General features: G+C 74.5%; 17 protein-coding genes. 15 read left to right on the plus strand and 2 right to left on the minus strand.

The genetic code is table 11. The features are described from left to right. Positions 1-11: 11 nt before the first annotated feature. Together J2X49_RS08795 and J2X49_RS08800 are read right to left on the minus strand one after the other, a co-directional pair. A complete protein-coding gene (locus J2X49_RS08795; protein ID WP_310125063.1) occupies positions 12-1,538 on the minus strand; it encodes a DUF349 domain-containing protein in 1,527 nt (508 codons plus the stop codon). Between the two features lie 48 nt (positions 1,539-1,586). Further along, positions 1,587-2,345 carry a peptidylprolyl isomerase gene (locus J2X49_RS08800; RefSeq protein ID WP_310125065.1) on the minus strand — a complete coding sequence of 253 codons (759 nt, stop codon included), beginning with the start codon at positions 2,343-2,345 and terminating at the stop codon, positions 1,587-1,589. Positions 2,346-2,430: 85 nt separating this feature from the next. Between J2X49_RS08800 and J2X49_RS08805 the strand changes: the two genes are divergently transcribed. The 15 genes from J2X49_RS08805 to J2X49_RS08875 all read left to right on the plus strand — a co-directional run bounded on the left by J2X49_RS08805 (position 2,431) and on the right by J2X49_RS08875 (position 19,023). Further along, on the plus strand, positions 2,431-3,756 hold the full coding sequence (locus J2X49_RS08805) for a replication-associated recombination protein A (protein ID WP_310125069.1): 1,326 nt from the start codon (positions 2,431-2,433) through the stop codon (positions 3,754-3,756). A gap of 126 nt (positions 3,757-3,882) precedes the next feature. Continuing rightward, positions 3,883-4,512 (plus strand): 30S ribosomal protein S4, encoded by a 630-nt coding sequence (rpsD, locus tag J2X49_RS08810; protein WP_128189166.1) that lies wholly within the window; start codon positions 3,883-3,885, stop codon positions 4,510-4,512. A gap of 113 nt (positions 4,513-4,625) precedes the next feature. Beyond that, positions 4,626-4,805, plus strand: coding sequence for a hypothetical protein (locus J2X49_RS08815; protein ID WP_128189167.1), 180 nt, complete (start codon positions 4,626-4,628; stop codon positions 4,803-4,805). A 75-nt stretch (positions 4,806-4,880) separates the two neighbouring features. Beyond that, the gene (alaS, locus tag J2X49_RS08820) at positions 4,881-7,538 is read left to right on the plus strand and encodes an alanine--tRNA ligase (protein WP_310125073.1); all 2,658 of its coding nucleotides are present in this window, start codon (positions 4,881-4,883) and stop codon (positions 7,536-7,538) included. Positions 7,539-7,552: 14 nt separating this feature from the next. Beyond that, entirely contained in the window at positions 7,553-8,026 is a 474-nt protein-coding gene (gene ruvX, locus J2X49_RS08825) for a Holliday junction resolvase RuvX (RefSeq protein ID WP_310125079.1), read from the plus strand. 1 nt (position 8,027) lies between these two features. Next, a complete protein-coding gene (gene mltG, locus J2X49_RS08830; RefSeq protein ID WP_310125081.1) occupies positions 8,028-9,104 on the plus strand; it encodes an endolytic transglycosylase MltG in 1,077 nt (358 codons plus the stop codon). 1 nt (position 9,105) lies between these two features. Then, positions 9,106-9,957: a shikimate dehydrogenase gene (locus tag J2X49_RS08835; RefSeq protein ID WP_310125084.1), complete on the plus strand. Its 852-nt coding sequence runs from the start codon at positions 9,106-9,108 to the stop codon at positions 9,955-9,957. A 2-nt stretch (positions 9,958-9,959) separates the two neighbouring features. Continuing rightward, complete coding sequence (aroC, locus tag J2X49_RS08840; RefSeq protein WP_246991132.1) at positions 9,960-11,147, plus strand: chorismate synthase; 1,188 nt, start codon at positions 9,960-9,962, stop codon at positions 11,145-11,147. Further along, a complete protein-coding gene (locus tag J2X49_RS08845; RefSeq protein ID WP_310125090.1) occupies positions 11,144-11,683 on the plus strand; it encodes a shikimate kinase in 540 nt (179 codons plus the stop codon). The genes aroC and J2X49_RS08845 overlap by 4 nt, the downstream gene beginning before the upstream one ends. Before the next feature lie 20 nt (positions 11,684-11,703). Beyond that, positions 11,704-12,765, plus strand: coding sequence for a 3-dehydroquinate synthase (gene aroB, locus J2X49_RS08850; RefSeq protein ID WP_310125093.1), 1,062 nt, complete (start codon positions 11,704-11,706; stop codon positions 12,763-12,765). Positions 12,766-12,784: 19 nt separating this feature from the next. Beyond that, complete coding sequence (aroQ, locus tag J2X49_RS08855) at positions 12,785-13,219, plus strand: type II 3-dehydroquinate dehydratase (protein WP_128190030.1); 435 nt, start codon at positions 12,785-12,787, stop codon at positions 13,217-13,219. Between the two features lie 53 nt (positions 13,220-13,272). Next, positions 13,273-13,836 (plus strand): elongation factor P, encoded by a 564-nt coding sequence (gene efp, locus J2X49_RS08860; RefSeq protein ID WP_128190031.1) that lies wholly within the window; start codon positions 13,273-13,275, stop codon positions 13,834-13,836. 1 nt (position 13,837) lies between these two features. Next, complete coding sequence (gene nusB / locus J2X49_RS08865) at positions 13,838-14,257, plus strand: transcription antitermination factor NusB (RefSeq protein ID WP_128190032.1); 420 nt, start codon at positions 13,838-13,840, stop codon at positions 14,255-14,257. Positions 14,258-14,331: 74 nt separating this feature from the next. Then, the gene (locus J2X49_RS08870; RefSeq protein ID WP_310125098.1) at positions 14,332-16,635 is read left to right on the plus strand and encodes a cell wall-binding repeat-containing protein; all 2,304 of its coding nucleotides are present in this window, start codon (positions 14,332-14,334) and stop codon (positions 16,633-16,635) included. Positions 16,636-16,707: 72 nt separating this feature from the next. Then, a complete protein-coding gene (locus tag J2X49_RS08875) occupies positions 16,708-19,023 on the plus strand; it encodes a cell wall-binding repeat-containing protein (protein ID WP_310125101.1) in 2,316 nt (771 codons plus the stop codon). Positions 19,024-19,054 lie beyond the last annotated feature (31 nt).

Consider the following 19,054-nt stretch of genomic DNA (forward strand, 5'->3'; position numbering starts at 1 on the left):
GCCCTGCTGCGTCAGCCTGCGGCTGCGACGACCTCGAGCCACGAGCGCTTCGTCCGCAGCTCGGCCTCGAGCTCTGCCTTGCGGCGCGCATCCGTCGTGTCCGCGATCTCGGCCTCGAGCTTCTCGATGGCCTCCTCGAGCTGGCCGGCGAGACCCTCGGAGCGCGCCTTGCGCTCGGGGTTCGACGCCTTCCAGTGCTGCTCGTCGAGCTCGCGCACGTGCGTCTCGATCTTGCGCATGCGGTCCTCGACCTCGCGCAGCGCCTCGCGGGGCACGCGGCCGATCTCGTCCCAGCGGCGCTGCACGCCGAGCAGCGCCTCGCGCGCCTTGGCGCGATCGGTGATCTCGAGGATCGGCGTCGCCTCCTCGAGCAGCGCGCGCTTGGCGGCCAGGTTCTCGGCGTACTCCTCGTTGTCGACCGCGGCCTGCTCGGCCTTCGCGGCGAACAGCACGTCGCCGGCCTCCTTGAACTGGGCCCAGAGCGCGTCGTCGATCTTGCGGCCGGCGCGGCCGGCGGCCTTCCACTGGTCGAGCAGCGCGCGGTAGGCGGGGATGCCGTCGACACCCTTCGGCGCGAGCGCCTGGGCCTGCTCGACGAGCGCCTGCTTGCGCGCGCGGACGTCCTTGTGGGATGCGTCGAGGTCGGCGAAGAAGCGGCGGCGGGCGGTCTCGAGGGTCGAGCGCGCATCGCGGAACCGCTTCCAGAGCGCGTCGGCCTGGCCCTTCGACAGCCGCGGGCCGTCCTTCTGCAGGCGCTGCCAGTCGGCGAAGAGCACGTCGACCTGCTGCATCGTCTGCTTCCACTGCACGTTCTCGAGGTCGCCGCTCGCGAGCTGCTCGATCGCCTCGACGACGCGCGTGCGCTCGGCGATGGCCTCGTCGACCTCAGCCTTGCTCGCGGCCTGCTGCTTCGCCTCGAGCTCGCCGAGCTCGCCGCGGAGCGCGTCGAGGCGGCTGAGCAGCGACGGGATGTCGCCGACCGCGGGCGCCTCGAGCACGGTCGCGTGGAGGTGCGAGGCGGCCTTCGCCACGTCGCGGGCGCTCGCGCCGCCGCGGATGCGCTGCTCGAGCAGGCGCACCTGGCCCTCGAGGTCGGCGAACTTGCGCTCGAAGTAGCCGAGCGCCTCCTCGGCGGTGACGTCCGGGAACTGGCCGACGACGCGCCATCCGTCGCCGTCCTTGACCGCGACCGTGCCTGCGGCGTCGACGCGGCCGAGCTCGCGCTCGATGACCGGCTCGCCCATGACGGGCGCGGCCGGCTCCTCGGCGGCAGGCTGCTCCTCGGCGGGAGCCTGCTCCTCAGCGGGAGCCTGCTCCCCGGCGGCAGGCGCCTCCTGCTCGGTGGCCGCAGCCTCCTCGGGCGCCTCCTCCTCGACGGGCGCCTCCTCCTCGACGGCGGGAGCCTCCGGCTGGGCGGGAGCCTCCGGCTCGGCGGGCTGCTCCACCTGCTCGGCGGGCGCCTCCTGCTCGGGGGCGTCCTGCGGCGCGGCAGGCTGCTCCGACGTGGCGGGGTCGATGGGCTGGGTGGGCTCGGGCATGACGGAGTCTCTCGTACGAGGGGACGGGCAGGTAGAGCGTAGCGCGGGCTACTGCAGGACGAAGTCCTCGATCGTGACCGGCTCCGCGGGCGCGCCGTCGGGCACGCCGCCCGCCGTGCCCTTCGCGATGACGGCCTCCTGCAGCTCGTCGAGGCCGCCCGTGACGCGGCCGATCACGCTGTAGCCGCCGGCGGCGTCGGAGGGGATGCTCGTGTCGCCGTAGACGATGAAGAACTGGTGGCCGTTCGAGTCGGCGTTGCCCGACTGGCGGGCCATCGCGATGGTGCCCTCGACGTAGAGGTCGTCGGCGGGCGCGTTCTCGACCGGGCCGTACATGTAGGTCGGGTCGCCCCCGCCCTGGCCGTCGACCGAGCCGCACTGCAGCACCGAGAAGCCCTCGCTCGTCGTGAGGCGGTGGCACGTCTTGCCGTCGTAGTAGTCGCGCTGCGTGTCGGCGAGCACGGCGGAGACGGCCTGGGGGGCCGCGGCGCCGTCGAGCTCGACGTCGAGCTCGACGCCGTTCACGGTGAGGGAGCCGGTCCACGTGCGGCCCTCGGCGAGCGAGGGGTCGGGCACGGTCGACTCGGCGGCGGGCGCGGTCGCGCTGGGCGTCGGCGCCGCGGTGTCGGCCGGGTCCGCGGGAGCGGGGCGGGTGGCGATGAGCGCGGTGCCGCCCGCGAGCACGACGAGCGCGAGCGCGGCCCCGATGAGGGAGTCGCGGCGCTGCCGGCGCTGCCGGCGCTCGTGCACGGCCTGCCGCGCGCGGTAGTCGCGGACGCGCCGCTCCTGCTCCTGCTTCGTGACCACGGGCTCTCCTCTGCCGCTCGCGCACCCGTTCGGTGCGGCGTTCAGGCTACCGGGTCGTGTGGGCGGCGCCGCCTAGGCTGGGGGCATGGCAGGAGGGACGACAGCGCCGCTCGCCGTGCGCATGCGCCCGACGAGCCTCGACGACGTCGTCGGCCAGCGCCACCTGCTCGGCCCCGGCTCGCCGCTGCGCCGGCTCGCGGCGCCGAGCGAGGGCGCGAGCGGGCAGAGCGTCATCCTCTGGGGCCCGCCCGGCACCGGCAAGACGACGCTCGCGCAGTCGATCGCGCACTCCGCCGACCGGCGCTTCGTCGAGCTGAGCGCCGTCACGGCCGGCGTCAAGGACGTCCGCCAGGTGATGGAGGCGGCGCTGAACGACCGCGACCTCTTCCAGCGCTCCACCGTGCTCTTCCTCGACGAGATCCACCGCTTCACCAAGGCGCAGCAGGACGCGCTGCTGCCGGGCGTCGAGCAGGGCTGGGTCACGCTCATCGCCGCGACGACCGAGAACCCGTCGTTCAGCGTCATCAGCCCGCTGCTGTCGCGCTCACTGCTGCTCACGCTCGAGCCGCTCGGCGACGACGACATCGCCGAGCTCGTCGACCGCGCGATCGCCGACCCGCGCGGCTTCGACGGGCGCATCGCGCTCGACGACGAGGCCCGCGCGCAGCTCATCCGGCTGTCCTCCGGCGACGCCCGGCGCGCGCTCACGGCGCTCGAGGCAGCCGGCGCCCACGCGCTCGAGGCCGCGGGCGAGGCCGACGCGGATGCGCCGACGACCGTCACGGCCGAGGCCCTGGCGAGCGCTGTCGACCGCGCGCTGCTGCGCTACGACCGGCAGGGCGACGAGCACTACGACGTCATCTCGGCGTTCATCAAGTCGGTGCGGGGCTCCGACCCCGACGCGGCGCTCCACTGGCTCGCCCGCATGATCGAGGCGGGGGAGGACCCGCGCTTCATCGCCCGACGCATCATCGTGCTCGCCGCCGAGGACATCGGGATGGCCGACCCGCAGGGCCTCGTGGTGGCGACCGCGGCCGCGCAGGCGGTGCAGATGATCGGCATGCCCGAGGGGCGCATCCCGCTCGCCGAGGCGGTCGTCTACCTCGCCACCGCGCCGAAGTCCAACCGCTCCTACCTCGGCATCGACCGCGCCATCGCCGACGTGCGCTCGGGCGACATCGGCCGCGTGCCGACGCACCTGCGCGACGCCCACTACCCCGGCGCCAAGCGGCTCGGCCACGGCAAGGGCTACCGCTACGCGCACGACGCGCCGGCCGGCGTCGCGACCCAGCAGCACCTGCCCGACCCGCTCGTCGGGCGCCGCTACTACGAGCCCGGTGCCCACGGCTACGAGCGCGACGTCGCCGCTCGCCTCGAGCGCATCCGCCGCATCCTCTCCGGCGACGCCTGACCTCTGGTAGCCTGGTCGCTGGTCCTCTGGCAGCCCGGCTGCCGACGCAGGACCCGCACCCCTCCTTAGGTCCCGGCACTCGGCCGGGACAGCCGCTCGCGCGGCAGCGACTCAGCGAAGGAAGTCATGTCCACGAAGTCCCGTACCCGGTCGAAGACGCGCCTCTCGCGCGCCCTCGGCATCGCCCTCACGCCGAAGGCGGCGCGCTACCTCGAGAAGCGCCCCTACGGCCCCGGCCAGCACGGCCGCACCAAGCGCAAGGCCGACAGCGACTACGCCGTCCGCCTCCGCGAGAAGCAGCGCCTGCGCGCCCAGTACGGCATCCGCGAGGCGCAGCTGCGCAACACCTTCAACGAGGCCCGCCGCCAGTCCGGCCTGACGGGTGAGAACCTCGTCGAGCTGCTCGAGATGCGCCTCGACGCGCTCGTGCTCCGCTCGGGCTTCGCCCGCACGATGTCGCAGGCCCGCCAGATGGTCGTGCACCGCCACATCATGGTCGACGGCCAGCGCGTCGACCGCCCCTCGTTCCGCGTGAAGGAGGGCCAGCTCATCCACGTGCACCAGCGCAGCGAGGGCATGGAGCCCTTCCAGGTCGCGGCCGCAGGCGGCCACGCCGGCGTGCTCCCGCCCGTCCCGCCGTACCTCGACGTGCAGCTCGACCGCCTCCAGGCCCGCCTCGTGCGCCGCCCGAAGCGCGCCGAGGTGCCCGTCGTCGCCGACGTGCAGCTCGTCGTCGAGTACTACGCCGCTCGCTGATCCGAGCGCATCGAGGAGGGGTCGCCAGCCGGCGGCCCCTCTTCGTCGTTAGACTGTCCGAGCCCGTGCGCCGATCCGGCGCGGGGCGAAGCGAGACACGAGGGGGACCCGCTGTGAAGAAGCTCCTGTTCCTGGCCGTCGGCGTCGTCATCGGCGTCTTCGCCGCCCGCCGCATCGAGGAGACCGAGAAGGGCAAGGCGTTCCTCGACAACGTCGACTCGCGCGGCCGTGAGTTCACGGACGCCGTCAAGGACGGCTACCAGGCACGCGACCGCGAGCTGCGAGGCGAGTGACGACACCCGATCCGAGCCCGGGCGCCGCGCGCCCGGGCTCGTCAGGCCCCTACGGGGCTGGAAAGACCTGACCCCATGCAGACCGCAGAGATCCACAGCCGCTTCCTGAAGCACTTCGAGGCCAAGGACCACACCATCGTCCCGTCGGCGTCGCTCGTCAGCGACGACCCCGCGATCATGTTCACGATCGCCGGCATGGTGCCGTTCATCCCCTACCTCTCCGGCCGGGTGCCCGCCCCCTGGCCCCGCGTCGCCGACGTGCAGAAGTGCATCCGCACCCTCGACATCGAGGAGGTCGGCCGCACGCCCCGCCACGGCACCTTCTTCCAGATGGCCGGCAACTGGTCGTTCGGCGACTACTTCAAGCGCGAGGCGATCGCCTACGCGTGGGAGCTGCTCACCGGCTCCGAGGCCGACGGCAAGTTCGGCTTCGACCCGAAGGACCTCTGGGTCACCGTCTTCGAGACCGACGACGAGGCCGAGCGCCTCTGGCTCGAGGTCACCGACGTCGACGCGTCGCGCATCCAGCGCCTCGGCCTCGAGGACAACTACTGGATGACCGGGCAGCCCGGCCCTGCCGGCCCCGACTCCGAGATCTTCTTCGACCTCGGCCCCGAGCACGGCCCCGACGGCGGGCCCGCGACCGGCAGCGACCGGTACGTCGAGATCTGGAACCTCGTCTTCATGCAGGACGAGATCGCCGACGTGCGCTCGAAGACCGACTTCACGATCGTGCGCGAGCTGCCGAACAAGAACATCGACACCGGCATGGGGCTCGAGCGCGTCGCGTTCCTCAAGCAGGGCGTGCAGAACATCTACGAGATCGACCAGGTGCGCCCCGTGCTCGACGTCGCGGGCGAGCTCTCCGGCCGCCGCTACGGCGCCGCGACCGAGGACGACGTGCGGATGCGCGTGGTCGCCGACCACGTGCGCTCGTCGCTCATGCTCATGGGCGACGGGGTGACGCCCGGCAACGACGGCCGCGGCTACATCCTGCGCCGCCTCATGCGCCGCTCGGTGCGCTCGATGCGCCTGCTCGGCGTGCACGAGGCGACGTTCCCGGCGCTGTTCGAGGCGAGCTACCGCGCCATGGTCACCGCCTACCCCGAGCTCGAGGCCGCCTACCCGCGCATCGCGCGGCTCGCGGTGAACGAGGAGGAGACGTTCCTCCGCACCCTCGAGTCGGGCTCGACGGTGCTCGACCTCGCGATGTCCGACGTGCGCCGCGACTCCGGCCACGTCGTGCCCGGCAAGACGGCGTTCCTGCTGCACGACACGTACGGCTTCCCGATCGACCTCACGATGGAGATCGCCGAGGAGGCGGGCCTCGAGGTCGACCGCTCGACGTTCGAGACGCTCATGAGCGAGCAGCGCACGCGGGCGAAGGCCGACGCGAAGTCGCGACGGCGGCAGCTCGCCGACCTGTCGGTCTACTCGGAGCTGCGCGCGAAGGGCGAGACGGCCTTCCTCGGCTACGACGAGCTGCAGGCCGACGGCGAGGTCATCGGCATCATCGCCGACGGCGCCCAGGTGCAGCGCGCGGACGTCGGCGACGAGGTCGAGGTCGTCCTCACCGCCACGTCGCTCTACGCGGAGTCGGGCGGCCAGGACAGCGACCAGGGCACGCTCGTCGGCTCCGGCTTCGAGGCCGACGTGCTCGACGTGCAGCGCCCGGTGCAGGGGCTCATCAGCCACACGGTGCGGGTGACCTCGGGCGAGCTCGCCGTCGGCGACCTCGCGCACGCGGCCGTCGACCCGCTCTACCGGCGCGCGGCCAACCAGGCGCACTCCGCGACGCACGTCGTGCACGCGGCGCTGCGCCAGCTGCTCGGCCCCGACGCGGCCCAGTCGGGCTCGTACAACAAGGCCGGCTACATGCGCCTCGACTTCTCCTGGTCGAGCGCCCTCTCGAACGACATGCGCCAGGAGCTCGAGGGCATCGCGAACTCGGCGATCCGCGACGACCTGCCGGTCGAGACGCGCGTCATGCCGATCGACGAGGCGAAGTCGCTCGGCGCGATGGCGCTGTTCGGCGAGAAGTACGGCGACACCGTGCGCATGGTCGACATCGGCGGCCCCTGGTCGCGCGAGCTGTGCGGCGGCACGCACGTGGGCGCGTCGAGCCAGATCGGGCTCATCTCGATCACGAGCGAGTCGAGCGTCGGCTCGACCAACCGGCGCGTCGAGGCCGCCGTGGGGCCGGATGCGTTCCGCCAGCTGGTCGCGGAGCGCACGCTCGTGAGCGAGCTCACCGGCATGCTGAAGACGCCGAAGGAGCAGCTCCCCGGCCGCATCCAGGAGCTCGTGACCTCGCTCAAGGCGGCCGAGAAGCGCATCGCCGAGTTCGAGTCGCAGCAGCTGGCCGGCCGCGTCGGCCCGATCGCCGAGGCCGCCGAGGCGGTCGGCGCGCTGCGCTTCGCCTCGGTCGACCTGGGTCGGATCGGCTCCGCCGACGACCTCCGCTCGGTCGCGGCGCAGGTGCGCGAGCGCCTCGGCGCCGACCCCGCGGTCGTCGCGATCGGCGGCGCGGTCGACGGCCGCCCGGCGATCGTGGTCGCCACCAACCAGGCCGCGCGCGACGCGGGCGTCGTGGCGGGCCCGCTCGCCAAGGCCGCCGCGAGCGCGCTCGGCGGCGGCGGCGGCGGCAAGCCCGACATGGCGCAGGGCGGCGGGCAGGACGCGGCCGCGATGCCCGCGGCCATCGCCGCCGTGCGCGAGGGGCTCCGCCGCTGAGCGCGGCGACGGCGATGCGCCGGGGCGTCAGGATCGGCGTCGACGTGGGCCGGGCCCGGGTCGGGGTCGCCAGGTGCGACCTCGACGGGCTGCTCGCGACGCCGGTGGAGACCATCCAGCGCGCCGACGTCGACCCCGTGGCACGCCTCGCCGCGATCGCCGAGGAGCTCGGCGCGATCGAGGCGGTCGTGGGGCTCCCGATCTCGCTCTCCGGCGCCGACACCCCGAGCACCCAGGACGCGCGCGACATGGCCGCGGCGCTCGCCCGCTCGCTGCCCGTGCGGCTCGTGGACGAGCGGCTCTCGACCGTCACCGCCTCGGCGGGGATGCGCGCGGCCGGCAGGTCGTCGCGCCAGCAGCGCCAGAGCATCGACCAGGCCGCGGCCGTGGTCATCCTGCAGCACGCACTCGACAGCGAGCGCACCGCCGGGCGTGCGCCCGGCGAGGAGCTCACCGACGGCGGCGCAGCCGCCCCCATGGAGGACTGAGATGGCTGGACGTCGCGCGAGGGAGCGCAAGGCCCGAGGCCGCCGCAGGCTCATCGGCTGGAGCGTCGCGCTCGTGGTGGTCGTCGGCGCGATCATCGCCGCGGTCGTCGTGGTGCCGCGCCTCGTCGACCGCTTCAGCGGCCCCGAGGACTACGCGGGCCCCGGCACCGGCGAGGTGATCGTGCAGGTGCAGTCGGGCCAGAACGGCTACGACGTCGCGGCGGAGCTCGCCGAGCAGGACGTCATCGCGAGCGCGGAGGCGTTCACCGACATCCTGGTCGCCGACCCCTCGATCCAGCTGCACCCGGGCGCGTACCGCGTGCAGCAGCAGATGTCGGCGCAGGGCGCGCTCGACGCGATCCTCGACCCCGCGAACAAGGTCGAGCTGCGCGTGACCGTGCCCGAGGGCTACACGCTGCCGCAGGTCTTCGAGCGGCTGGAGCGCGACCTCGGGATCCCGCAGGCCGAGTTCGTGCAGGCGAGCGGCGACCTCGCGCAGTTCGACCTGCCCGACGACGCGACGACGCTCGAGGGCTGGCTGTTCCCGGCCACGTACACCTTTGACGACGGCGTCACCGCGCCGGCCGTGCTGCAGGCCATGATCGCGCGCCAGGCGCAGGCGCTCGACGCCGCCGGCGTCGCCGAGGCCGACCGCCAGCGGGTGCTGACCTTCGCGTCGCTCGTGCAGCGCGAGGCCAGGCTGCCCGACGACTTCGGCCGCGTCGCCCGCGTGTTCCAGAACCGGCTCGACATCAACATGCCGCTGCAGTCGGATGCGACCGTCGCCTACGGCACGGGCAACCTGCACGTCGTGACGACGACCGCCGAGGAGCGGGCCGACACCGAGAACCCGTACAACACGTACGCGCGTCCCGGGCTGCCGGTCGGCCCGATCGGCGCGCCCGGCGACACCGCGCTCCAGGCGGCGCTCGCGCCGACCGAGGGGGACTGGCTCTACTTCGTCACGGTCAACCCGGAGACGGGCGAGACGGTCTTCTCGGAGACCTACGGCGAGCACCTGGCCGCCGTCGAGCAGTTCCAGCAGTTCCTGCGCGACAACCCGGGCTGGGGCGGCTGACGTGGCGGCCGTCGGCGGCGCGGGCGGCACCCGCCGCCTCGCCGTCGTCGGACAGCCGGTCGCGCACTCGCTCTCGCCGGTGCTGCAGGGCGCGGCCGCGCGGGCGCTCGGCCTCGACTGGGCGTACGAGCGGCGCGAGGTCGCGCCCGGCGCGCTCGCGGGCTTCATCGCCGGGCTGGATGCCGCGTGGCTCGGGCTCTCGGTCACCGCGCCGCTGAAGGGCGAGGCGGCGGCGCTCGCATCGGCGCTCGACGAGCGCGCGACGCTCACGGGAGCCGCGAACACGCTGCTGCTCGGCGCGCGCGTGCGGGGCTGGAACACCGACGTCGGCGGCATCGTCCGGGCGTTCGCGGATGCGGGGCTCGGCTCCGTGCGGACGGGCGCGATCGTGGGCGCGGGCGCCACGGCCCAGTCGGCGCTCGTCGCGCTCGCCGAGCTCGGCGCCGAGCGCGTGGTCGTGGCCCTGCGGAGCCCGCACAAGGCCGAGGCGCTCGTGGCGCTGGGGGAGCGGCTCGGCGTGCTCGTCGCGCCCCAGGGCCTCGAGGAGCCCCTGCCCGCCGTCGACGCCGCCGTCTCGACGCTGCCCGCCGCGGCGCCGGCCGCGCCGGCGTTCGACGCGCCGCCGGCGCTGCTGCTCGACGCCGACTACGCGCGCGCCGACGGCTCCCGCTACCGCGGCGCGGTCCCCGCCGGGCAGCTGCTCGACGGCCGCGAGATGCTGCTCCAGCAGGCGGTGCTGCAGGCCCGCATCTTCGCGCTCGGCGAGGTGGAGGCGCCCCTGCCCGAGGAGGCGCGCGTCGTGAGGGCCATGCGCGCGGCACTGGAGGCATCCGCGGGTCTGGAAGAATCGTGACCATGCTGCGCTGGCTCACCGCCGGGGAATCCCACGGCCCCGAACTCATCGCCCTCCTCGAGGGGCTCCCCGCAGGGGTGCCGATCACCGCCGAGCAGATCCAGGCCGACCTGCAGCGGCGCAAGCTCGGCGCGGGCCGCGGCGCGCGCATGAAGTTCGAGCAGGACGAGCTGTCGATCTCGGGCGGCATCCGCCACGGTCGCTCGCAGGGCGGCCCCGTGGCGCTCCGCATCGGCAACACCGAGTGGCCGAAGTGGACCGAGGTCATGGGCGCCGCGCCGCTCGAGGGCGAGCTCACGGGCGCGCGCGCCGCGAAGCTGACCCGGCCCCGGCCCGGCCACGCCGACCTCGTGGGCATGCAGAAGCACGGCTTCGATGAGGCGCGCCCCGTGCTCGAGCGGGCGAGCGCCCGCGAGACCGCCGCCCGCGTGGCGCTCGGCGCCGTCGCGCGCGCGTTCCTCGGCGAGCTCGGCGTGCGGCTCGTCAGCCACACCCTCTCGATCGGCCCCGTGCGCGTACCGGACGACGCGCCGCTGCCGACCGCCGACGACGTCGACCGGCTCGACGGCGACGAGCTGCGCTGCCTCCACCCGGCCACGAGCGCCGCGATGCTCGCCGAGGTCGAGGACGCCCGGCGCTCGGGCGACACGCTCGGCGGCATCGTCGAGGTGCTCGCCTACGGGCTGCCGCCGGGCCTCGGCTCCTACGTGCACTGGGACCGCCGCCTCGACGGCCGGCTCGCGCAGGCGCTCATGAGCATCCAGGCCATCAAGGGCGTCGAGGTCGGCGACGGCTTCGAGACCACCCGGCGGCGCGGGAGCGTCGCGCACGACGAGCTGCTCGTCGGCGAGGACGGCGTCACGCGCGAGACCGTGCGCGCCGGCGGCATCGAGGGCGGCATGTCCACCGGCGGCGTGCTGCGCGTGCGCGCGGGGATGAAGCCCATCGCCACCGTGCCGCGGGCCCTGCGCACCGTCGACGTCGCGACCGGCGAGGCCGCGCAGGCGCACCACCAGCGCAGCGACGTCTGCGCGGTGCCCGCCGCGGGCGTCGTCGCCGAGGCGATGGTCGCGCTCGTGCTCGCCGACGCGGTCGTCGAGAAGTTCGGCGGCGACTCGGTCGCCGAGACGCGCCGCAACCTCGACGCCTACCTCGCCGCCATCCCCGAGCAGCTGCGCACGACGCCGTGACGGCCGACGGGCCGCGGCCGGGCGACGAGGCCGGCACGACGCCGCCGCTCGTGCTCATCGGGCCGATGGCCGCCGGCAAGTCGTCGCTCGGGCGCAAGCTCGCGACCCGGATCGGGCGCACCTTCGTCGACACCGACCGGCTGGTCGCGCTCGAGCACGGCCCGATCCCCGAGATCTTCGCCGAGCACGGCGAGCCCGCCTTCCGCCGGTGGGAGGCCGAGGCCGTGCGGCACGCGCTCACGCCGGGCGCCGTGGTGGCGCTCGGCGGCGGCGCCGTGCTCGACGCCGGCACCCGGGCGCTCCTCGAGCACGCGACGGTCGTGCTCGTGACCGTCGACGAGCGCGCCGCCGAGCGGCGCATCGCCGGCGGCGGACGCCCGCTGCTCGCCGACGGCATGGCGGCGTGGCGGCGCATCGCCGAGGAGCGCGCGCCGCTCTACCGCGAGCTCGCCGACGTCGAGCTCGACACGTCCAGGACACCGATGGCCCAGCTCGTCGACCGGCTCGAGGCCTGGCTCGCCGAGCGCGGGCTGTGAACGCACATGAGGGGGAGCCGATGACCACCATCCGCGTCGAGACCGAGGCGCCGTACGACGTGCACGTCGGGCGGGGCATCCTCGTCGAGCAGGTGCGCGCGTCGCTCGGCGACGCGCAGCGGCTGCTCGTGGTGCACCAGCCGGCGATGAGCCGCATCGCCGACCACCTGAAGTCGGAGCTCGGCATCGAGGTGCTCCTCGCGGAGGTGCCCGACGCCGAGGCCGCCAAGCGCATCGAGGTCGCGCAGTTCCTGTGGCAGATCCTCGGCCAGGCCGAGTTCACCAGGACGGATGCGGTGCTGGGCCTCGGCGGCGGCGCCGTCACCGACCTGGCCGGCTTCGTCGCGGCCACGTGGCTGCGCGGCGTGCGAGTCCTCCAGGCGCCCACGAGCGTGCTCGGCATCGTCGACGCCGCCGTCGGCGGCAAGACCGGCATCAACACCGAGCAGGGCAAGAACCTCGTCGGCGCGTTCCACCACCCGGCCGCCGTCGTCGCCGACCTCGAGCTGGTCGACTCGCTGCCGCGCAACGAGCTGCTCACCGGGTTCGCCGAGATCGTGAAGGCCGGCTTCATCGCCGACCCGCGCATCCTCGAGCTGCTCGAGGGCTCGCTCGAGGCCGCGACCGACCCCGCCGCGCCGGAGTTCCAGGAGGTCGTGGCGCGCTCGATCGCGGTGAAGGCGCGAGTCGTGGCGAACGACTTCCGCGAGCACGGCGAGCGCGAGTTCCTGAACTACGGGCACACGCTCGGGCACGCGATCGAGCACACCGAGCGCTACCGCTGGCGGCACGGCGCGGCGGTCTCCATCGGCATGGTGTTCGCGGCAGAGCTCTCGCGGCTCGCCGGACGACTGCCGGAATCCGTGGTCGACCGGCACCGGGCCATCCTCGAGTCCCTCGCGCTCCCGACCACCTACCCGGTCGGGCGCTGGCAGACGCTGCTCGGCACGATGCGCAAGGACAAGAAGACGCGCGGGTCGATGCTGCGGTTCGTCGTGCTCGACGACGTCGCGAAGCCGCGGATCCTCGAGGGCCCCGACGACAGTCTGCTGTTCATGGCCTACCAGTCCCTCGCCGACTGACGTGCGGCAGACTGGCCGCATGCGCATCCTCGTCCTGAACGGGCCGAACCTCGGCCGGCTCGGCACCCGCGAGCCCGACGTCTACGGCACCGCGACGCTCGCCGACGTCGCACCGCTCGTCGAGGCCGCCGGCACCCTCGAGCGGCCGGTCGAGGCGGAGGTGCGGCAGACGGACGACGAAGCCGAGCTCGTCGGGTGGATCCACGAGGCCGTCGACACCGCGACGCCCGTGATCCTGAACCCCGCCGCGTTCACGCACTACTCCTACGCGCTCCGCGACGCGTGCGCGCAGCTGCAGGGCGTCGCGCCGCTCGTCGAGGTGCACATCTCGAACCCGCACGCGCGCGAAGCCTTCCGCCACACGTCGGTCGTGTCGGCCGTCGCGACGGGCGTCATCGCCGGCTTCGGCCTCGACGGCTACCGCCTGGCCGCCCTCGCGATCGCCGCCCGCTAGAATCGTCTGTCGGTCCGCTGAGGGCCCCACTCACCCCCACGGAACGGAACCCCATGGCAACCACGAACGACATCAAGAACGGCGCGGTGCTGAACCTCGACGGCCAGCTCTGGAGCGTCATCGAGTTCCAGCACGTGAAGCCCGGCAAGGGCGGCGCGTTCGTGCGCACCAAGCTGCGCAACGTGCGCAGCCAGAAGGTCGTCGACAAGACCTTCAACGCCGGCACGAAGATGGAGTTCGCGACCGTCGACCGCCGCGACTACCAGTTCCTGTACAACGACGGCCAGGACTTCGTGTTCATGGACAACGACACGTACGAGCAGCTGCCCATCCCGGCCGCGACCGTCGGCGACGCCGCGAAGTACCTGCTCGAGAACGGCACCGCCGCCATCTCGATGCACGAGGGCGAGGCGCTGCAGGTCGAGCTGCCCGCGTCGGTCGTGCTCGAGATCACGTACACGGAGCCCGGCCTGCAGGGCGACCGCTCGAGCGCGGGCACGAAGCCCGCGACGGTCGAGACGGGCGCCGAGATCCAGGTGCCGCTCTTCGTCGAGCAGGGCACCCGCGTCAAGGTCGACACCCGCGACGGCAGCTACCTCGGCCGCGTCACCGACTGACGTGGGCGACGAGACCTACCCCTCCCGCCGCAAGGCCCGCAAGCACGCGGTCGAGGTGCTCTACTCGGCGCAGGCGCGCGACGAGTCGCCGGAGGCCGTGCTGCGCGACACCGCGGCCCGGCTCGGCTGGGCGAAGCACCCGTGGTTCGCGTTCGCGCGCGAGATCGTCGCGGGCGTCGCCGACGAGCAGGCGGGCATCGACGAGCTGATCGCCTCCTCGAGCGAGCACTGGCCGATCGACCGCATGCCGCGCACCGACCTCGCGATCCTGCGCGTCGGCGCATGGGAGCTCGAGCACGAGACGGCGCCCGCGAGCGTCGTCGTCTCGGAGGCGGTGCACCTGGCGAACGAGCTCTCGACAGAGCGCTCGGGCGCGTTCATCAACGGCGTGCTGGGGCGGATCGCGGCGCAGCGCGGCTGAGCGGGCGAGGCCGGGCGCCGTCGTAGTGTGACCTCGGGCGGCCGGCGGACATGTCGGGCCGTCGAGAGGATCCCATGCGCCGCTCACCGTTCCGCGTGCTGACACCGGTCGTCGGCCTCGTGGCGCTCGCGTCCGCGCTGCTGGTCGCACCCTCCTCGCCTGCCGTCGCCGTCGACTCGGCTGCGCCGGCGCCCGGCAGCATCGAGGAGTGCCTGGTGCGCTCGGCCATCGTGCCGGTCGACGCCGAGCCCTCGGAGGAGCCCGCGCAGGTGCGCGAGGCGGCGCTGCGCACGCTGCAGCACGCGCTGCTGTCGCGCCACCCCGATGCGCTCGGCGCAGCCGACCTGCTCCGCGCCCCCGACGGCGAGGGCGCGGGCATCGCGCTGCTCGCGGCGACTCCCTTCGCCGGCGAGCTCGTCGCCGAGGAGATCGCCGCCCTGCCGTCGCACCTGCGCTCGGCTGTCACCGACGACGACGTCGACGTCATCGGCGTCGCAGCCCAGCCGCTCCGCGCGCTGTGCGGCGCTCTCGACCGCGCCGTCGGTGCGGACGGGGCGACTGCCGACGCCCTCGTCTCGGCAGCGGTCGACCACCGGAGCGCCGTGCTGCGCCTCGGCGTCGACCGGTCCGGGGCGCTCCGCGCCGCCCCGGCGCGCGCGGGCGCGATCGAGGCGCTTCCGGATGCGTCGGCGGGCGAGGGCGCGGAGCCCGCGGCAGCCGACCTGCTCTCGGCCCTCGGGCTCTCGGGGCTCGGGGTGCCGGTCGAGATGGTCGCGGACGTCGCCGACGAGCCGGTCAGCCGGCTGCACGACGCGGACGGCTACGGCGGCGGCAACGCGATCCGCGTCGGCGGGCTCGCCTGCACGACCGGCTTCGCGGTGCGGACGGCCGACGGCGCCCCCGCGGTGATGAGCGCGGGCCACTGCCCGTCGCCGATCGGCTCGAACGGCGCATCCGTCGTCAGCGGCCACGCGAGCCAGCTGTGCGGGTGGGGGAGCGGTGCAGGCATCGGCCGGGTCTCGCAGAACCTGCTGTCGACCGGCTCCAAGGTCGACTCGATGGTGGTCCGCACGGGATCGGCCAGGCCCACCATGTGGCTCGGGAGCGCGTGCGCCGGGTCCGGCGAGACGGCGGTCCACGGGGCCGGCCAGGTGGGCGCGGGCCAGCAGGTCGGCTTCTCGGGCGCGCGGCAGGGCGAGCAGTACGCGACCCGCACCTCCGAGCCGACCGGCTGCTACGACTTCGGCTACTGGGCGTGCTCGGTGCAGCGCGCGATGTCGTCGCGCTCGACCTACGCCTGCCTGCCCGGCGACTCCGGCGGGCCCGCGTTCCGTCACCGTGCCGGCGGCGGCGTCATCGCGCTCGGTCTCATCACCGCCTCCGGCTACGACCTCGGCATCAACCGGTGCAGCTGGGTCGACATGGGCACGGCGCTGCACCTCAGCGGCGCGGCGATCATGACGCACGCCTCGCTCACCATGGCGCCGCCGGCCCGCATCGCAGGCGCCGACCGCTACCAGACCGCAGCCCTCATCGCGCAGCACGGCTACCCGGACGGCGCCGCGCAGGTCTACATCGCCAGCGGATCGCGCTTCGCCGATGCGCTGAGCGCCGGGGCGGCCGCGGCCCACGTGCGCGCGCCGCTGCTGCTCACCGCGCGAGACCTGCTGCCGTCCTCCGTGCGGCGAGAGCTCGCCAGGCTCGCGCCGGATGCGATCGTGCTGATCGGAGGCGAGCCGTCGGTGTCTGCCGAGGTCGAGGCCGAGCTCGCGGCGATCGCGCCCGTCACGCGGATCGGCGGCGCTGACCGCTACGAGACGAGCGCCCTGCTGGCGGCGCACGCGTTCCCCGAGGGAGCGGACCACGCGTTCGTCGCCACGGGCCGATCCTTCCCGGACGCACTGGCGGCGGGGCCCGCTGCCGCCCGCAGCCACGCGCCCGTGTTGCTCGTCGACGGCCGGACGCCCACCGCGGGAGCGGGCACGCTCGATGCGCTCTCGACCCTGGGCACGACGGAGGTGATCGTCGTGGGCGGCACGCCATCGGTGAGCGACGCCGTCGCCGCGTCGCTGCGGGACGGTCGGACGGTGAGCCGCATCGCCGGCGCCGACCGCTATCAGACGGCGATCCGCGTGAACGCCGGGTTCGGCGCCCGCCCGCCCGCGATGTACGTCGCGAGCGGCGAGCGGTTCCCGGACGCCCTCGCGACGGCTGCGGTGGCCGGAGCGCGCGGGGCTCCGCTCTACCTCACGCCCGGCTCGTGCCTCCACGCCGGACTGTCCGCGGAGCACACCAGGCTCGGCCGGCCCGGGGTCGTGCTCCTCGGCGGCACGCCCACGCTCGCCCTCGACGTCTCCCGATACGAGCTCTGCGGCTGACGAAACGGCAAGATTGCAGATCCTGCATCTGCGTGTCAGACTGGAGGTCCCCAGCACCTCGAGAGGATCCTCGTGCCCTTCCGTCCCCTCGCCTCGATCGTCGGCGCGCTCGCGCTCGTCGGCGGCCTCCTCGTCGCACCCACCACGGCCTCGGCCGCACCCACGGCTGACCCCGCGGCCGCACCCGACGCATCCGTCGTCCAGTGCCTCGCGCGCTCGGCGATCGTGCCCGTCGCGGTCGACCCGGAGACCACGCCGGAGGTCGGTCGCACCGCGGCGCTCCGCAGCCTGCAGCAGGCCCTGCTCGCCGCCGACCCCGACGCGCTCGCCTCGGCGCAGCTGCGCCAGGACGCCGAGGGCGACGTCGTCGGCATCGACGTGCTCGAGGCGGTCGCCGGCAGCGCTGCCGCCCTCGTGCCCGCCGTGATCGCCGGGCTGCCGGCCGAGGCGCAGGCGCTCGTGTCGAGCGCCGACGTGACCGCCGTCGGCACCGTGGACCGCAGCCTCCGCGCCCTGTGCGAGGGCTTCGACCGCGCGCTCGCCGCCGCGACGGGCTCGGGCGACGCCATCGTGTCGGCCGCGATCGACCACGAGCGCGCCGCGCTGCGGCTCGGCGTCGACCGCCTCGACGCATCCGCGATCGCGCCGACCGCCGCGCGCGAGCTCGACGGCCTGCCCACGGCGGCCTCCGGCGACGAGCCGGCACGGGCCGAGACGGGCCTCCTCGAGACCATGGGCCTCGCCGACCTCGGCGTGCCTGTCGACGTGGTCGCCGACGTCGCCGACGAGGCCGCGGCATCGCGCCTCGACGACCGCGACGGCCACGGCGGCGGCATCGGCATCCTCGTGGGCGGCAACGTCGCGTGCTCGAGCGGATTCGGCGTGCGGCTCGACGACGGCAGCCCCGCGATCATGAGCGCCGGCCACTGCGCCGCGCCCGACGGCGCCAACGGCCAGTCGGTCACGCACGGCTTCGCCGCGTCGCTCTGCGGCGGCTACGCCGGCAACGGCGCGCGCATCGGCACCATCTCGCACAACCAGCTGCAGTGGAGCTACGTCGACTCGATGGTCGTGCGCACGCAGTTCGCGACGCCCACGATGTGGCTCGGCGCCGGCTGCACCGGCTCGCGCGAGGTCGCCGTCGAGGGCATCGGCGTCATCGCCGGCAGCGGCTCGGTCGGCTTCTCGGGCGTGCGCCACGGCGAGCGGTACGCGACCCGCACGAACGAGCCGGTCGGCTGCTACGACTTCGGCTTCCTGGCCTGCGCCGTCTACCGCTCCATGTCGGCGAGCCCCGACTACGTGTGCGAGCCCGGCGACAGCGGCGGCCCCGTCTTCCAGCACCGCGGCGACGGCACCGTGCGCGCGGTCGGCCTCATCACCGCCACCGGCGCACCCATCGGCATCAACCGCTGCAGCTACACCGACGTCGCGACCGCCCTCTGGGCGACCGGCGCGTCGATGATGACCCGCACGCCGAGCACGGTCGCCGACACGAGCCGCATCTCAGGCGACGACCGCTACGCGACCTCCGCCGAGATCGCGCGCGCCGGCTACCCGAACGGCGCGGGGCGCGTCTTCATCGCCGGCGGCGAGGGCTTCGCCGACGCGCTGAGCGCCGGCGCCGCGGCCGCGCGGCTGCGCGCTCCGCTGCTGCTGACGCAGCGCGACGCGCTGCCGACGACCGTGCGGGCCGAGCTCGTGCGGCTGCGCCCGACGCAGATCGTCGTCGTCGGATCGACCCCGTCGGTCTCGGCCGCGGTCGAGCGGCAGCTCGAGGACATCGCGCCGGTCACCCGGCTCGGCGGCGCCAACCGCTTCGAGACGAGCGCGATGATCGCGCAGTTCGCCTTCCCCGCTGGCTCGACGTCCAACGCGTTCATCGCCACCGGCCGCAACTTCCCCGACGCGCTCGCGGCCGGACCCGTCGCGGCGCTCCGCGGCGCGCCCGTGCTGCTCGTCGACGGCATGAGCGGGTCCGTGCACGCCTCCGGGCTCGCGGTCATGCAGCGGCTCGGCGTCAGGCGCGTGACCGTGATCGGCGGCGAGCCGTCGGTCTCGGAGGCGCTCGTCGACTCGCTGCGCGCCACCCGCACCGTCGAGCGGATCGCCGGCGCCAACCGCTACCAGACGGCCGCTCTCGTGAACGCCGCGTTCGGCGCCACGCCCGGCCGGATGTACCTCGCGAGCGGCGAGCGGTTCCCGGATGCGCTCGCCGCGAGCGCCGTCGCCGGCGCCCAGCGGGTGCCGCTCTACCTCACCGGCGCGTCGTGCGTCGTGCCCGAGGTGCAGGCGGAGCACGTGAGGCTCGGAGCGCCGCCGGTCGTGCTGCTCGGCGGCTTCCCGTCGCTGCGCGGTGCGGTGCTCGAATGGGCGCCCTGCGTGTGACGGGAGCCGGGCGCGCATCGCCGACCCGGTA

This window comes from Agrococcus sp. BE272, from assembly GCF_031457935.1.
Taxonomy (GTDB): domain Bacteria; phylum Actinomycetota; class Actinomycetes; order Actinomycetales; family Microbacteriaceae; genus Agrococcus; species Agrococcus sediminis.

Bases quoted from the DNA above. Each gene is read 5' to 3' on its own strand.
- rpsD (WP_128189166.1), top strand. From the start codon at position 3,883: ATGTCCACGAAGTCCCGTACCCGGTCGAAGACGCGCCTCTCGCGCGCC.
- aroC (WP_246991132.1), top strand. From the start codon at position 9,960: ATGCTGCGCTGGCTCACCGCCGGGGAATCCCACGGCCCCGAACTCATC.
- aroQ (WP_128190030.1), top strand. From the start codon at position 12,785: ATGCGCATCCTCGTCCTGAACGGGCCGAACCTCGGCCGGCTCGGCACC.
- aroB (WP_310125093.1), top strand. From the start codon at position 11,704: ATGACCACCATCCGCGTCGAGACCGAGGCGCCGTACGACGTGCACGTC.
- alaS (WP_310125073.1), top strand. From the start codon at position 4,881: ATGCAGACCGCAGAGATCCACAGCCGCTTCCTGAAGCACTTCGAGGCC.
- mltG (WP_310125081.1), top strand. From the start codon at position 8,028: ATGGCTGGACGTCGCGCGAGGGAGCGCAAGGCCCGAGGCCGCCGCAGG.
- ruvX (WP_310125079.1), top strand. From the start codon at position 7,553: ATGCGCCGGGGCGTCAGGATCGGCGTCGACGTGGGCCGGGCCCGGGTC.
- J2X49_RS08870 (WP_310125098.1), top strand. From the start codon at position 14,332: ATGCGCCGCTCACCGTTCCGCGTGCTGACACCGGTCGTCGGCCTCGTG.
- J2X49_RS08795 (WP_310125063.1), bottom strand. From the start codon at position 1,538: ATGCCCGAGCCCACCCAGCCCATCGACCCCGCCACGTCGGAGCAGCCT.
- efp (WP_128190031.1), top strand. From the start codon at position 13,273: ATGGCAACCACGAACGACATCAAGAACGGCGCGGTGCTGAACCTCGAC.
- J2X49_RS08805 (WP_310125069.1), top strand. From the start codon at position 2,431: ATGGCAGGAGGGACGACAGCGCCGCTCGCCGTGCGCATGCGCCCGACG.